At 67.9% G+C, this 13,459-nt stretch carries 12 protein-coding genes; all 12 read left to right on the top strand.

Annotated elements, in window-relative coordinates; all coding sequences use genetic code 11:
* Position 1: 1 nt before the first annotated feature.
* The 12 genes from OHA18_RS10205 (at position 2) to OHA18_RS10150 (ending at position 13,459) form a co-directional block, all read left to right on the top strand.
* Positions 2-556, top strand: coding sequence for a NuoB/complex I 20 kDa subunit family protein (locus tag OHA18_RS10205; RefSeq protein WP_130441831.1), 555 nt, complete (start codon positions 2-4; stop codon positions 554-556).
* Positions 553-1,245: an NADH-quinone oxidoreductase subunit C gene (locus OHA18_RS10200; protein ID WP_329003698.1), complete on the top strand. Its 693-nt coding sequence runs from the start codon at positions 553-555 to the stop codon at positions 1,243-1,245. Before OHA18_RS10205 ends, OHA18_RS10200 begins: the two co-directional genes overlap by 4 nt.
* Entirely contained in the window at positions 1,245-2,582 is a 1,338-nt protein-coding gene (locus OHA18_RS10195) for an NADH-quinone oxidoreductase subunit D (RefSeq protein WP_329003696.1), read from the top strand. The genes OHA18_RS10200 and OHA18_RS10195 overlap by 1 nt, the downstream gene beginning before the upstream one ends.
* Positions 2,583-3,308 carry an NADH-quinone oxidoreductase subunit NuoE gene (gene nuoE, locus OHA18_RS10190; protein ID WP_329003694.1) on the top strand — a complete coding sequence of 242 codons (726 nt, stop codon included), beginning with the start codon at positions 2,583-2,585 and terminating at the stop codon, positions 3,306-3,308.
* Positions 3,309-3,310: 2 nt separating this feature from the next.
* The gene (nuoF, locus tag OHA18_RS10185; RefSeq protein WP_329003692.1) at positions 3,311-4,621 is read left to right on the top strand and encodes an NADH-quinone oxidoreductase subunit NuoF; all 1,311 of its coding nucleotides are present in this window, start codon (positions 3,311-3,313) and stop codon (positions 4,619-4,621) included.
* Positions 4,618-7,047, top strand: a complete 2,430-nt coding sequence (locus OHA18_RS10180; protein ID WP_329003691.1) for an NADH-quinone oxidoreductase subunit G — start codon at positions 4,618-4,620, stop codon at positions 7,045-7,047. The genes nuoF and OHA18_RS10180 overlap by 4 nt, the downstream gene beginning before the upstream one ends.
* Before the next feature lie 73 nt (positions 7,048-7,120).
* Positions 7,121-8,434 carry an NADH-quinone oxidoreductase subunit NuoH gene (gene nuoH, locus OHA18_RS10175; RefSeq protein ID WP_329003690.1) on the top strand — a complete coding sequence of 438 codons (1,314 nt, stop codon included), beginning with the start codon at positions 7,121-7,123 and terminating at the stop codon, positions 8,432-8,434.
* The gene (nuoI, locus tag OHA18_RS10170) at positions 8,427-8,975 is read left to right on the top strand and encodes an NADH-quinone oxidoreductase subunit NuoI (protein ID WP_329003688.1); all 549 of its coding nucleotides are present in this window, start codon (positions 8,427-8,429) and stop codon (positions 8,973-8,975) included. Before nuoH ends, nuoI begins: the two co-directional genes overlap by 8 nt.
* Complete coding sequence (locus OHA18_RS10165) at positions 8,972-9,763, top strand: NADH-quinone oxidoreductase subunit J (protein ID WP_329003687.1); 792 nt, start codon at positions 8,972-8,974, stop codon at positions 9,761-9,763. The genes nuoI and OHA18_RS10165 overlap by 4 nt, the downstream gene beginning before the upstream one ends.
* The gene (nuoK, locus tag OHA18_RS10160) at positions 9,760-10,059 is read left to right on the top strand and encodes an NADH-quinone oxidoreductase subunit NuoK (protein ID WP_329003686.1); all 300 of its coding nucleotides are present in this window, start codon (positions 9,760-9,762) and stop codon (positions 10,057-10,059) included. Before OHA18_RS10165 ends, nuoK begins: the two co-directional genes overlap by 4 nt.
* An 11-nt stretch (positions 10,060-10,070) precedes the next feature.
* Positions 10,071-11,939: an NADH-quinone oxidoreductase subunit L gene (gene nuoL / locus OHA18_RS10155; RefSeq protein ID WP_329003684.1), complete on the top strand. Its 1,869-nt coding sequence runs from the start codon at positions 10,071-10,073 to the stop codon at positions 11,937-11,939.
* Positions 11,936-13,459: an NADH-quinone oxidoreductase subunit M gene (locus tag OHA18_RS10150; RefSeq protein WP_329003683.1), complete on the top strand. Its 1,524-nt coding sequence runs from the start codon at positions 11,936-11,938 to the stop codon at positions 13,457-13,459. Before nuoL ends, OHA18_RS10150 begins: the two co-directional genes overlap by 4 nt.

Here is a 13,459-nt window from a genome sequence, read left to right as displayed (position 1 = left end):
CATGGGTCTAGAAGAACAGCTTCCGGCCGGCGTCCTGCTGAGCACCGTCGAAGGACTGCTCGGCTACATGCGCAAGGCGTCGTTGTGGCCGGCAACCTTCGGGCTGGCCTGCTGCGCGATCGAGATGATGACCACCGGTGCGCCGCGGTACGACGCGGCCCGGTTCGGCATGGAGGTCTTCCGGGCGTCGCCGCGGCAGGCCGACCTGATGATCGTGGCCGGCCGGGTGAGCCAGAAGATGGCCCCGGTACTGCGCCAGATCTACGACCAGATGCCCGGCCCGAAGTGGGTGCTGGCGATGGGCGTGTGCGCGTCGTCGGGCGGCATGTTCAACAACTACGCGGTCGTCCAGGGCGTCGACCACGTCGTACCGGTCGACATGTACCTACCCGGCTGCCCGCCGCGGCCGGAGATGCTGCTGGACGCGTTCCTGAAGATCCACGACCAGATCCAGCACATGAAGCTCGGCGCGCACAAGAAGGCGCTGCAGACCGAGCAGGAGGCCGCGGCCCTGGTCGCCGCGCCGACGATCGAGATGAAGGGGCTGCTTCGGTGAGCGACAACCAACCGGAGAACCTGCCGGCGACGCCGGAGTCCGCGCAGCCCGAGGTGATCGAGCACCGCGAGGGCATGTTCGGCGTCCGGGGTACTGGTGACACCTCCGGCTTCGGCCGGCTCCAGCGTCAGGTCGTGCTCCCGGGCAGTACGCCGAAGCCGTACGGCTCCTGGTTCGACGGCGCCACCGACCGCCTCGAGGGTCTGGTCGCCGAGGGCGCGATCGAGAAGGTCGTGGTCGACCGCGGCGAGCTGACGCTGCACATCAAGCGGGAGAACCTGGTCGAGGTCTGCCGGCACCTGCGTGACGACGAGGCGCTGCGGTTCGAGTTCTGCTCCGGGGTCAGTGGGGTGCACTACCCCGAGGAGACCGGCCGCGAACTGCACGCCGTCTACCACTTCCTGTCGATCACCCACAACCGCCGGATCCGGCTGGAGGTGTCGGCGCCCGACGGCGACCCGCACATCCCGTCGATCGTCTCGGTCTACCCGGCCAACGACTGGCACGAGCGCGAGACCTGGGACTTCTTCGGCATCGTCTTCGACGGACACCCGGCGCTGACCCGGATCCAGATGCCCGACGACTGGCCGGGCCACCCGCAACGCAAGGACTACCCGCTCGGCGGTATCGACGTCGAGTACAAGGGCGCTGTCATCCCACCGCCCGACACGCGGAGGTCGTACAACTGATGACCACTACAGATCCCTACGCGACCACCAGGGACACCACCGAGGGCAAGGTCTTCACCGTCACCGGCCAGGACTGGGACTCGGTGGTCTCCGGTCTCGGTGACGAGCCGGAAGAGCACGTCGTCGTCAACATGGGCCCGCAGCACCCGTCCACGCACGGCGTGCTCCGGCTGATCCTCGAGCTCGAGGGCGAGTCGGTGACCGAGGCCCGCTGCGGCATCGGCTACCTGCACACCGGTATCGAGAAGAACATGGAGTTCCGCTCCTGGGTGCAGGGCGTCACGTTCGTCACCCGGATGGACTACCTGTCGCCGTTCTACAACGAGGCGGCGTACTGCCTCGCGGTCGAGAAGCTGCTCGGGATCGAGGACCAGATCCCGGAGAAGGCCAACGTGATGCGGGTGCTCCTGATGGAGCTCAACCGGATCAGCAGCCACCTGGTCTGTATCGCCACCGGCGGTATGGAGATCGGTGCGCTGACCGTGATGACGATCGGCTTCCGCGAGCGCGAGAAGACCCTCGACCTGTTCGAGCTGATCACCGGCCTGCGGATGAACCACGCGTTCATCCGGCCGGGCGGTGTCGCGCAGGACCTGCCGCCGGGTGCGCTGGACAAGATCCGCGAGTACATCACCTGGATGAACAAGCACCTCAAGGAGTACGCCGAGCTCTGCAACGCCAACCCGATCTTCAAGGCGCGGCTGCAGAACGTCGGCTACCTCGACCTGGCCGGCTGCATGGCACTCGGGATCTCCGGCCCGACGGTCCGGTCGACCGGCTACGCGATGGACCTGCGCAAGTCCCAGCCGTACTGCGGTTACGAGACGTACGACTTCGACGTACCGACCTGGGACAGCTCGGACTCGTACGGACGGTTCCGGGTCCGGCTGCAGGAGATGCACGAGTCGCTGAAGATCGTCGAGCAGTGCGCCGACCGGCTGGAGAAGATGGAAGGCCAGCCGGTGATGGTGGCCGACAAGAAGATCGGCTGGCCGAGCCAGCTGGCCGTCGGCGCCGACGGGATGGGCAACTCGCTCGACCACATCAAGCACATCATGGGCGAGTCGATGGAAGCGCTGATCCATCACTTCAAGCTGGTCACCGAGGGCTTCCGGGTCCCGGCCGGCCAGGCGTACGTGGCGATCGAGTCGCCGCGCGGCGAGATGGGTGCGCACGTCGTCTCCGACGGCGGCACCAAGCCGTACCGGGTGCACTTCCGTGACCCGTCCTTCGCAAACCTGCAGGCGATGCCGATCATGTGCGAGGGCGGCCAGGTCGCCGACGTGATCGTCGCCGTCGCCAGCCTTGACCCGGTGATGGGTGGAGTGGACCGCTAAATGGCCGAGAACCACACGACTGCTACCGACAAGACGGTGCCCTACAGCACCGGCGACTCGAAGATCACCGACGCGACGATCGCGGAGATGCGCGAGCTGATGGCGCGGTACCCGCAGGCCCGGTCGGCGCTGCTGCCGATGCTGCACCTGGTGCAGTCGGTCGAGGGCCGGGTCACCCCGGAGGGCATCGAGATCTGCGCCGACCTGCTCGGGCTGACCGGCGCCGAGGTGTCGGCGGTGGCCACCTTCTACACGATGTACAAGCGCCGCCCGGTCGGCGAGTACCACGTCGGCGTCTGCACCAACACGCTGTGTGCAGTGATGGGCGGCGACCTGATCTTCGACCGGCTGAAGCAGCACCTCGACGTCGGTAACGACGAGACCACCGAGGACGGCAAGATCACCCTCGAGCACCTCGAGTGCAACGCCGCCTGCGACTACGCGCCGGTGATGATGGTCAACTGGGAGTTCTTCGACGACATGACGCCGGAGTCGGCCACCCAGCTGGTGGACGACCTGCGCGAGGGCAACGAGGTCAAGTCCCCGCGCGGCGCCACGATCTGCAGCTGGCGCGAGGCCGAGCGGGTGCTGGCCGGGTTCCCCGACGGTCGCGCCGACGAGGGCCCGACCGGCGGCAAGGCGTCGCTGGCCGGCCTCCGGCTCGCCCGCGAACGCAACTGGACCGCGCCCGGCGGCTCCTCCACCGCCGACCGGAAGGAGGACTGACCATGGCTGACACGCTGACCCCGGTGCTGTCCGACAACTGGGACCAGATCAGGTCCTGGCAGCTGGCGTCGTACCAGCGCTCCGGTGGGTACGACGCCCTCCGTACTGCGCTCGGCATGCAGCCGGCCGATGTCGTTGCCGCCGTCAAGGACTCCGGTCTGCGCGGTCGTGGCGGCGCGGGCTTCCCGACCGGCATGAAGTGGTCGTTCATCCCGCAGGACAACCCGAAGCCGAAGTACCTGGTGGTGAACGCCGACGAGTCCGAGCCGGGCACCTGCAAGGACATCCCGCTGATGATGGCCTCGCCGCACACGCTGGTCGAGGGCGTCGTCATCGCGTCCTACGCGATCCGCGCCAGCGTCGCGTTCATCTATGTGCGCGGTGAGGTGCTGCACGTGGTCCGCCGGCTGCAGCAGGCGGTGCAGGAGGCCAAGGACGCGGGCTTCATCGGCCAGAACATCCTCGGCACCGGCTACGACCTCGACGTGGTCGTGCACGCCGGCGCCGGCGCCTACATCTGCGGCGAGGAGACGGCGCTGCTGGACTCGCTGGAAGGACGTCGCGGTCAACCTCGGCTGCGCCCTCCGTTCCCCGCGGTCGCGGGCTTGTACGGCTGCCCCACTGTTATCAACAACGTCGAGTCGATCGCGTCGGTTCCCGCCATCATCAAGAACGGCGCGGACTGGTTCGGCTCGATGGGCACCGAGAAGTCCAAGGGCATGACGCTGTACTCGCTGTCCGGGCACGTCGCCCGCCCGGGGCAGTACGAGGCCCCGATGGGCATCACGCTGCGCGAGCTGATCGACCTCGCGGGCGGTGTCCGTGCGGGCCACACGCTGAAGTTCTGGACACCGGGTGGTTCGTCCACGCCGCTGCTGACGGCGGAGCACCTCGACGTACCGCTGGACTACGAGGGCGTCGGCTCGGTCGGGTCGATGCTCGGCACCAAGGCGCTGCAGATCTTCGACGACTCGGTCTGCGTGGTCCGCTCGGTGCTGCGCTGGACCGAGTTCTACAAGCACGAATCCTGCGGCAAGTGCACGCCGTGCCGTGAAGGCACGTGGTGGCTGGTGCAGATCCTCGAGCGCCTCGAGCAGGGCAAGGGCACCGAGGAAGACCTGGTCACCCTGCTCGACCTGTGCGAGAACATCACCGGCCGCTCGTTCTGCGCACTGGCCGATGGTGCGACCGCGCCGATCGCCAGCTCGATCCAGCACTTCAAGGACGAGTACCTGGCGCACTTCGAGAACGGCGGCTGCCCGTTCGACCCGATGGCAAGCACTGTCTTCGCGACTGCTGGAGCTAGCGCATGACGATCCAAGCGAACCCGCCGGCCGGGTCGGAGGTGGAGCGGACCGACCTGGTCACCGTCACCATCGACGACATCGAGGTCAAGGTTCCGAAGAACAGCCTGGCGATCCGGGCCGCCGAGCAGATCGGGATCCAGATCCCGCGGTTCTGCGACCACCCGCTGCTCGACCCGGTCGGCGCCTGCCGGCAGTGCCTGGTCGAGGTCACCGACGCGGGCAACGGCCGCGGGATGCCGAAGCCGCAGGCGTCCTGCACGCTGACCGTTGCCGACGGCATGGTGATCCGCACCCAGGTGAGCTCGCCGGTGGCCGACAAGGCCCAGCACGGGAACATGGAGTTCCTGCTGATCAACCACCCGCTGGACTGCCCGGTCTGCGACAAGGGCGGCGAGTGCCCGCTGCAGAACCAGGCGATGTCCAACGGCGGCGGCGAGTCCCGGTTCACCGAGGTGAAGCGGACCTACCCGAAGCCGATCAACATCTCGGCCGAGGTGCTGCTGGACCGCGAGCGCTGCATCCTCTGCGCGCGCTGCACCCGGTTCTCCGAGCAGATCGCCGGTGACCCGTTCATCGCGCTGATCGAGCGCGGCGCGCTGCAGCAGGTCGGCATCTACGAGAAGGAGCCCTTCGAGAGCTACTTCTCCGGCAACACGATCCAGATCTGCCCGGTCGGCGCGCTCACCAGCGCGGCGTACCGGTTCCGCTCGCGGCCGTTCGACCTGGTGTCGGTGCCGTCGGTGGCCGAGCACGACTCGTCCGGTGCGGCGATCCGGGTCGACTACCGGCGCGGCAAGGTGATGCGCCGGCTGGCCGGCGACGACCCGCAGGTCAACGAGGAGTGGATCTCCGACAAGGACCGGTTCGCGTTCCAGTACGCGACCACCGGCGACCGGCTGACCCACCCGATGATCCGCGAGGACGGCGAGCTGCGGCCGGCGTCCTGGCCGGAGGCGCTGACGCTGGCGGCCGGCAAGCTCAACGCGGCCCGCGGCAACGCGGCGGTGCTGACCGGTGGCCGGCTCACCCTCGAGGACTCCTACGCGTACTCGAAGTTCGCGCGGGTTGCCCTCGGCAGCAACGACATCGACTTCCGGGCCCGGCCGCACTCCGCGGAGGAGGCGGACTTCCTCGCCGCCGCGGTGGCCGGTACCGGCCTGGGTACGACGTTCACCGATCTGGAGAGCGCGGGCTCCGTGCTGTTCGTCGGGTTCGAGCCCGAGGAGGAGGCCCCGGCGGTCTTCCTCCGGGTCCGCAAGGGCGTCATGGCGCACGGGACCAAGGTGTTCACGGTCGCGGCGTACGGCTCGCGCGGGATCGAGAAGCTCGACGGCGTCGTCGTACCGGCGTCGCCGGGCACCGAGGCCGCCGTACTCGGGGATCTCGGCAACGCCGGTGAGGCCGGGGCAGCTGCCCGGGCCGCGCTCGGCGCGGACTCGATCATCATCGTCGGCGAGCGGCTGGCGAGCGTCCCGGGTGGGTACTCGGCCGCGCTGCGGCTGGCGCTCGACACCGGCGCCCAGCTGGCCTGGATCCCGCGCCGCGCGGGTGACCGGGGTGCGCTCGAGGCCGGCTGTCTGCCGGGTCTGCTGCCCGGTGGCCGGTTGGTGACCGACCCGCAGGCGCGGGTCGACCTGCAGGCCGCGTGGGGTGTGGAGAACCTGCCGGGCGAGACCGGCAAGGACCTCACCGAGATCGTCGCCACCGCGGGATCGCTGCAGGCGCTGGTGGTCGCGGGTGTCGAGATCGACGACCTGCCCGACCCGGCCGCGGCGCTGGCCGCGCTGGCGGCGGCGCCGTTCGTGGTCAGCTTCGAGGTCCGCAAGTCCCAGGTGACCGAGTACGCCGACGTGGTCTTCCCGGTCGTACCGCCGGTGGAGAAGTCCGGCACCTTCGTGAACTGGGAGGGTCGCGAGCGGCCGTTCCCGGTCGTGCTCAAGGTGCCGACCGCGATGCCGGACGTTCGGGCGCTGGCCGCGCTGGCGCAGGAGATGGGCCGCTCGATCGGGTTCAGCACGCCGGACGGCGCGAAGCGCGAGTTCGACGAGCTCGGCCGCTGGGACGGCGACCGTGCCCAGGAGCCGACGTACGGCGCCGCTCCGGCGCTCGGTGCGTTCGACTCCACCCGGCTCGCGACCTGGCGGATGCTGATCGACGACAGCCGGGCCTGCGACGGTGAGCCGCACCTGACCGCGACCGCGCGGACGCCGGTCGCCCGGATCTCGCTCACCACCGCACACCGGGTCGGTGTCGCCGACGGGGACGAGCTGGTGGTGAGCACCGACGCCGGGACCGTCCGGCTGCCGGTCGTGATCACATCGATGCCCGACAACGTGGTCTGGCTGCCGGCCAACTCGGCCGACTCCCACGTCCGCCGGTCATTGCACGCAGACCATGGCTCGATCGTGACGATCGCCGGAGGGAACTCATGAACGAGCGCAGCGAGTTCATCATCAGGCGCAGCACAAGATTGTCATGCGCGCCCGGAGCGAAGCGAGGACGCGCATGACAATCCCACTCGCCGTGCCGGATGCGGGGGTCGGACACGATCCTTGGTGGGTCATCCTCATCAAGGTCCTCTTCATCTTCGTCTTCCTGGTTGTGCTGACGCTGTTCAACATCTGGTGGGAACGCCGGGTGGTGGCGCGGATGCAGCACCGGATCGGGCCGAACGTGCACGGACCGTTCGGTCTGCTGCAGTCGCTGGCCGACGGTGTGAAGCTGATGCTGAAGGAGGACCTGATGCCCAAGGGCGTCGACCGGCTGGTCTTCGTCCTGGCACCCGCGATCGTCGCCGTCCCGGCCTTCCTCACCTTCGCGGTGATCCCGTTCGGGCCGACGGTGAAGATCCCGGGCACCGACACCTACACCCGGCTGCAGCTCACCGACCTGCCGGTCTCGGTGCTGTACATCATGGCGATCGCCTCGATCGGCATCTACGGCATCGTGCTCGGCGGCTGGTCGTCCAACTCGACGTACTCGCTGCTCGGCGGCCTGCGGTCCAGCGCCCAGATGATCTCGTACGAGGTCGCGATGGGCCTGGCGCTGGTGACCGTGTTCCTGTTCGCGGGCTCGCTGTCCACCTCGGACATCGTGGCGGCGCAGTCGCACCAGACCGTGCACTGGTTCGGAGCGTCGATCCCGCTGCCCGGGTGGTACGGGTTCCTGTTGTTCCCGTCGTTCGTGATCTACGTGATCTCGATGGTCGGTGAGACCAACCGGGCGCCGTTCGACCTGCCCGAGGCCGAGGGCGAGCTGGTGGCCGGCTTCCTGACCGAGTACTCCTCGATCAAGTACGCGATGTTCTTCCTGGCGGAATACATCAACATGGCGACCGTGTCCGCGCTGGCCACCACGCTGTTCCTGGGCGGCTGGCGGGCGCCCTGGCCGATCTCGCTCTGGGACGGCGCGAACTCCGGCTTCTGGCCGGTGCTGTGGTTCCTGGGCAAGCTGATGTGCTTCATCTTCTTCTACATCTGGCTGCGCGGAACGCTGCCGCGGCTGCGCTACGACCAGTTCATGAAGCTCGGCTGGAAGATCCTGATCCCGATCTCGCTGGCCTGGATCCTGCTGGTCGCCACCGTCCGCGCGGTCGGCCGGGAGACCAACTTCAGCCGGACGACGCTGCTGGTCGCGGCCGCCGTCGTCCTGGTGATCGCGGTCATCAGCATGTTCGTCCCGCAGAAGCCGAAGGACGAAGACAAGCTTGAGGTTGCCGACGGCAAGGAGTTCGACGCCTTCGCCGGTGGCTTCCCGGTCCCACCACCGATCACCACTCAACAGTCCGAGACGAAATCGGGGGCAGCCTCCCGTGGCTAGTGTCAAAGAGTCCCTCTGGGATCCGGTAGCCGGGTTCGGGGTCACCTTCCGGACGATGTTCCGCAAGGTGTTCACCGAGCAGTACCCGTTCGAGAAGAAGCCGACCGCACCACGGTTCCACGGCCGGCACCAGCTGAACCGCTGGCCGGACGGGCTGGAGAAGTGCATCGGCTGCGAGCTGTGCGCGTGGGCCTGCCCCGCGGACGCGATCTACGTCGAGGGCGCCGACAACACCGAGGGCGGCCGGATGTCGCCGGGCGAGCGGTACGGGCGCGTCTACCAGATCAACTACCTGCGCTGCATCCTCTGCGGTCTGTGCATCGAGGCCTGCCCGACCCGGGCGCTCACGATGACCAACGAGTACGAGCTGGCCGACACCAGCCGCGAGTCCCTCATCTACGAGAAGAAGGACCTGCTGGCGCCGCTGCTCCCGGGCATGCAGGAGCCGCCGCACGAGATGCAGCTCGGCGCGACCGAGAAGGACTACTACCTCGGTCTGACCGGTGCCGCCGTACCGGGCGAGGGGAGTGACGCGAAGTGATCGGCTTGGTTACCGGCTCGCAGGTGGCGTTCTGGATGCTCGCCCCGGTGATGATCCTGGCCGCGATCGGGATGGTGCTGGTCCGCAAGGCGGTGCACTCGGCGCTGCTGCTGGCGACCGTGATGATCTGCCTCGCGGTGCAGTACGCCGCGCAGGACGCGCCGTTCCTGTTCGCCGTCCAGATCATCGTCTACACCGGCGCGATCCTGATGCTGTTCCTGTTCGTGCTGATGCTGGTCGGCGTGGACGCGTCCGACTCCCTGGTCGAGACGATCCGCGGCCAGCGGCTGCTCGCCGGGATCGCGTTCGTCGCCTTCGGCGTGCTGCTGATCGCCGCCGTCGGGAACGCGATGTACGGGCACCCGACCGGACTCGCCGACGCGCAGCCGGACGGGAACCCGAAGGCGATCGCGGCGCTGCTGTTCGGCAAGTACGTGTGGGCGTTCGAGGTCACCTCGGCGCTGCTGATCACCGCCGCGATGGGCGCGATGATGCTGGCCCACCGCGAGCGGCTGACCAAGAAGAAGACGCAGCGCGATCACGCCGAGGAGCGGATCCGCAAGTACGCCGAGCAGGGCATCCACCCGGGTCCGCTGCCGACTCCCGGCGTACTGGCCCGGCACAACGCCGTCGACACGCCGGCGCTGCTGCCGGACGGGTCGATCGCACCGACCTCGGTTTCGCGCGTGCTCCAGGCACGTGGCACCGTGTTCCCCGAAGCCGAGGAGCGCGCGGACATCGAAGAGGTCCGCGAGCTCACCGCTGAGGACGAAGGAGACAAGGCGTGACCACGGAGCCGTACATCGTGCTCGCGGCGATCCTGTTCAGTATCGGCGCGCTCGGCGTGCTGGTACGCCGGAACGCGATCGTCGTGTTCATGTGCGTCGAGCTGATGCTGAACGCGACCAACCTCGCCTTCGTCAGCTTCGCCCGCCAGCACGGCAACATCGACGGTCAGATCGCCGCCTTCTTCGTGATGGTGGTGGCCGCGGCCGAGGTCGTGATCGGGCTGGCGATCATCATGGCCATCTTCCGCACCCGTCGCTCGGCCTCGGTCGACGACGCCAACCTGCTCAAGTACTGAGGTAAGCACCGATGAGTCATGAGCTGACGTGGCTGCTGGTCGCAGTACCGGCGGTGTCCGCGGCGATCCTGTTGCTCGGTGGCAAGGCCACCAACGCGTGGGGTCACCTGCTGGGCACGCTGGCGCCGCTGATCTCCTTCGCCTTCGGCGTCGTGCTGTTCTTCCAGATGCGCGGCAAGCCGGACGGCGAGCGGTCCGAGACGGTCCGCCTGTTCGAGTGGTTCTCGGTCGGCCAGATCAAGGTCGACTTCACGCTGCTGATCGACCCGCTGTCGATCCTGTTCGTGCTGCTGATCACCGGTGTGGGTTCGCTGATCCATATCTACTCGATCGGCTACATGGAGCACGACGTCCGGCGGCGGCGGTTCTTCGGCTACCTGAACCTGTTCATCGCGGCGATGCTGCTGCTGGTGCTCGCGGCCGACTACCTGCTGGTCTTCGTCGGCTGGGAGGGCGTCGGCCTGGCGTCGTACCTGCTGATCGGCTTCTGGCAGCACAAGAACTCGGCCGCGGTCGCCGCGAAGAAGGCGTTCGTGGTCAACCGGGTCGGTGACATCGGCCTGTCGCTCGCGGTGATGAGCATGTGGGCGCTGTTCGGCTCCTCCGCGTTCGCGACCGTGAACGCCGGTTCCGAGCACCTCTCGAAGACCTGGGCCACGCTGCTCGGCCTGATGCTGCTGCTGGCCGCCTGCGGTAAGTCCGCGCAGGTGCCGCTGCAGTCCTGGCTGCTGGACGCGATGGAGGGCCCGACCCCGGTGTCGGCGCTGATCCACGCGGCGACCATGGTCACCGCGGGCGTCTACCTGGTGGTCCGCTCGCACGCGATCTTCGAACAGTCCGACGCCGCCTCGACCGCGGTGGTGATCGTCGGTACGGTCACCGCACTCGCCGGTGCGATCATCGGTTGCGCCAAGGACGACATCAAGAAGGCGCTGGCCGGTTCGACGATGAGCCAGATCGGCTACATGATGCTCGCGGCGGGCCTCGGCCCGGCCGGCTACGTGTTCGCGATCTTCCACCTGCTTACGCACGGCTTCTTCAAGGCGAACATGTTCCTCGGCGCCGGCTCGGTCATGCACGGCATGAACGACGACGTGAACATGCGCCACTACGGAGCTCTGCGGTCGGCGATGAAGGTCACCTTCGTGACGTTCGGCTGCGGCTACCTGGCGATCCTCGGCATCCCGCCGTTCGCCGGCTTCTTCAGCAAGGACAAGATCATCGAGGCCGCGTTCGCGGACAACCTCGTGATCGGTCTGTGCGCGCTGCTCGGCGCCGGCATCACCGCGTTCTACATGACCCGGGTGATGCTGATGACGTTCTTCGGCAAGAAGCGCTGGGCCGAGGACGTGCACCCGCACGAGTCGCCGAAGGTGATGACGTGGCCGCTGATCATCCTGGCCGCGCTTTCCCTCGGCGGCGGCGCGCTGTACTTCGCCGGCCACTGGATCGTCGACTGGCTGACCCCGATCGTCGGTCACGAGGAGGAGCACGCCCGGCTGAGCGCGACGGTGATGACGATCATCACGCTCGCGGTCGTTGCCGTCGGCATCGCGATCTCGGTGCTGATGTACCGCCGGGACATCCCGCGTGAGGCGCCGGCCGGATCGCCGGTCACCACGTTCGCGCGGCGTGACCTGTACGGCGACGCGCTGAACGAGGCCCTCTTCATGCGGCCGGGGCAGTACCTGACCCGGACGCTGGTCTGGCTCGACAACCGGGGCGTCGACGGCCTGGTCAACGGGCTGGCCGCACTGTTCGGCGGACTGTCCGGCCGGCTCCGCCGGTTCCAGACGGGCTTCGTCCGTTCGTACGCACTCAGCATGGTCTTCGGCGCCGCATTCGTGGTCGTCGCCCTCCTCGCGGTGAGGTTGTCGTGAACATCGGTTGGCTGACCCTGTTACTGCTCCTGCCGTTCGTCGGGGCCATCGCGACGATGCTGGTGCCCAAGGCGAAGGGCCTGCTGTCCAAGCAGGTCGCGCTCGGGTTCTCGCTCGTCACGCTGGTGCTGACCGCGATCGTCGCGATCGGCTACCACCGCAACGGCGCCGAGGACTACGCCGAGACGCACACCTGGATCAAGGCCTTCGGCGCGCACTACGCGCTCGGTCTCGACGGTGTCGGTGTCGTCCTGGTGGTGCTCACCGCGCTGCTGTCGCCGATCGTGATCATCGCGTCCTGGAACGACGCGCAGGACGGGCGCTGGTCGGAGAAGTCCTTCTTCGCCTGGATCCTCGGCCTGGAGGCGCTGTCGATCGGCGTGTTCGCCGCCACCGACGTGTTCCTCTTCTACGTGCTGTTCGAGGCCACGCTGATCCCGATGTACTTCCTGATCGGTGGCTTCGGCGGCCCGCAGCGTTCGTACGCCGCGGTCAAGTTCCTGCTGTACTCGCTGCTCGGCGGTCTGCTGATGCTGGCGTCGGTGGTCGGCCTGTACGTCGTGTCCGCCAAGCACGGCGCCCCGTCGTACCTGCTGAGCGACATGATGAAGCTGGACATCAGCCAGAACACCGAGCGCTGGCTCTTCCTCGGCTTCTTCTTCGCCTTCGCGGTGAAGGCGCCGATGGTCCCGTTCCACACCTGGCTGCCGGACGCGGCCGGTGAGGCGACGCCGGGTACGTCGGTGCTGCTGGTCGGCATCCTGGACAAGATCGGCACCTTCGGGATGATCCGGTTCTGCCTGGGCCTGTTCCCGAACGCGTCCGAGTGGGCCACCCCGGTGGTGCTGGTGCTGGCGCTGATCTCGGTGCTGTACGGCGCGCTGCTGGCGATCGGCCAGACCGACATCAAGCGGCTGATCGCGTACACCTCGATCTCGCACTTCGGCTTCATCGTGATGGGTATCTTCGCGCTGACGTCGCAGGGCCTGACCGGGTCGACGCTGTACATGTTCAACCATGGTCTTTCGACCGCGGCGCTGTTCCTGGTCGCCGGGTACCTGATCTCCCGGCGCGGGTCCGCGCGGATCGCCGACTACGGCGGGGTCGAGAAGGTGGCGCCGGTGCTCGCCGGCACGTTCCTGTTCGCCGGCCTGTCCAGCCTCGCGCTGCCCGGTCTGTCGCCGTTCATCTCTGAGTTCATGGTGCTGGCCGGCACGTTCAGTCGGCACAAGGTGATCGCGGTGATCGCCGTCACCGGTATCGTGCTGGCCGCGCTGTACATCCTGCTGATGTACCAACGCACGATGACCGGTCCGGTCCGCGACGGGATCGAGAAGCTGAAGGACCTGAACAAGCGCGAGGTGCTTGCCATCGCGCCGCTGGTCATCCTGATCATCGGCCTGGGCATCTTCCCGAAGCCGGTGGTCGACATCATCAAGCCCGCGGTCGAATCGACCATGCAGCGGGTCGGCGTGACCGACAAGGCACCGCAGATCCCCGTGACGGAGGGACAGAAGTGA

Source organism: Kribbella sp. NBC_00709 (assembly GCF_036226565.1).
Classification (GTDB): domain Bacteria; phylum Actinomycetota; class Actinomycetes; order Propionibacteriales; family Kribbellaceae; genus Kribbella.
Note: the sequence above shows the minus strand (reverse complement) of the source record. Positions and strands in the feature narration are given on the sequence as shown.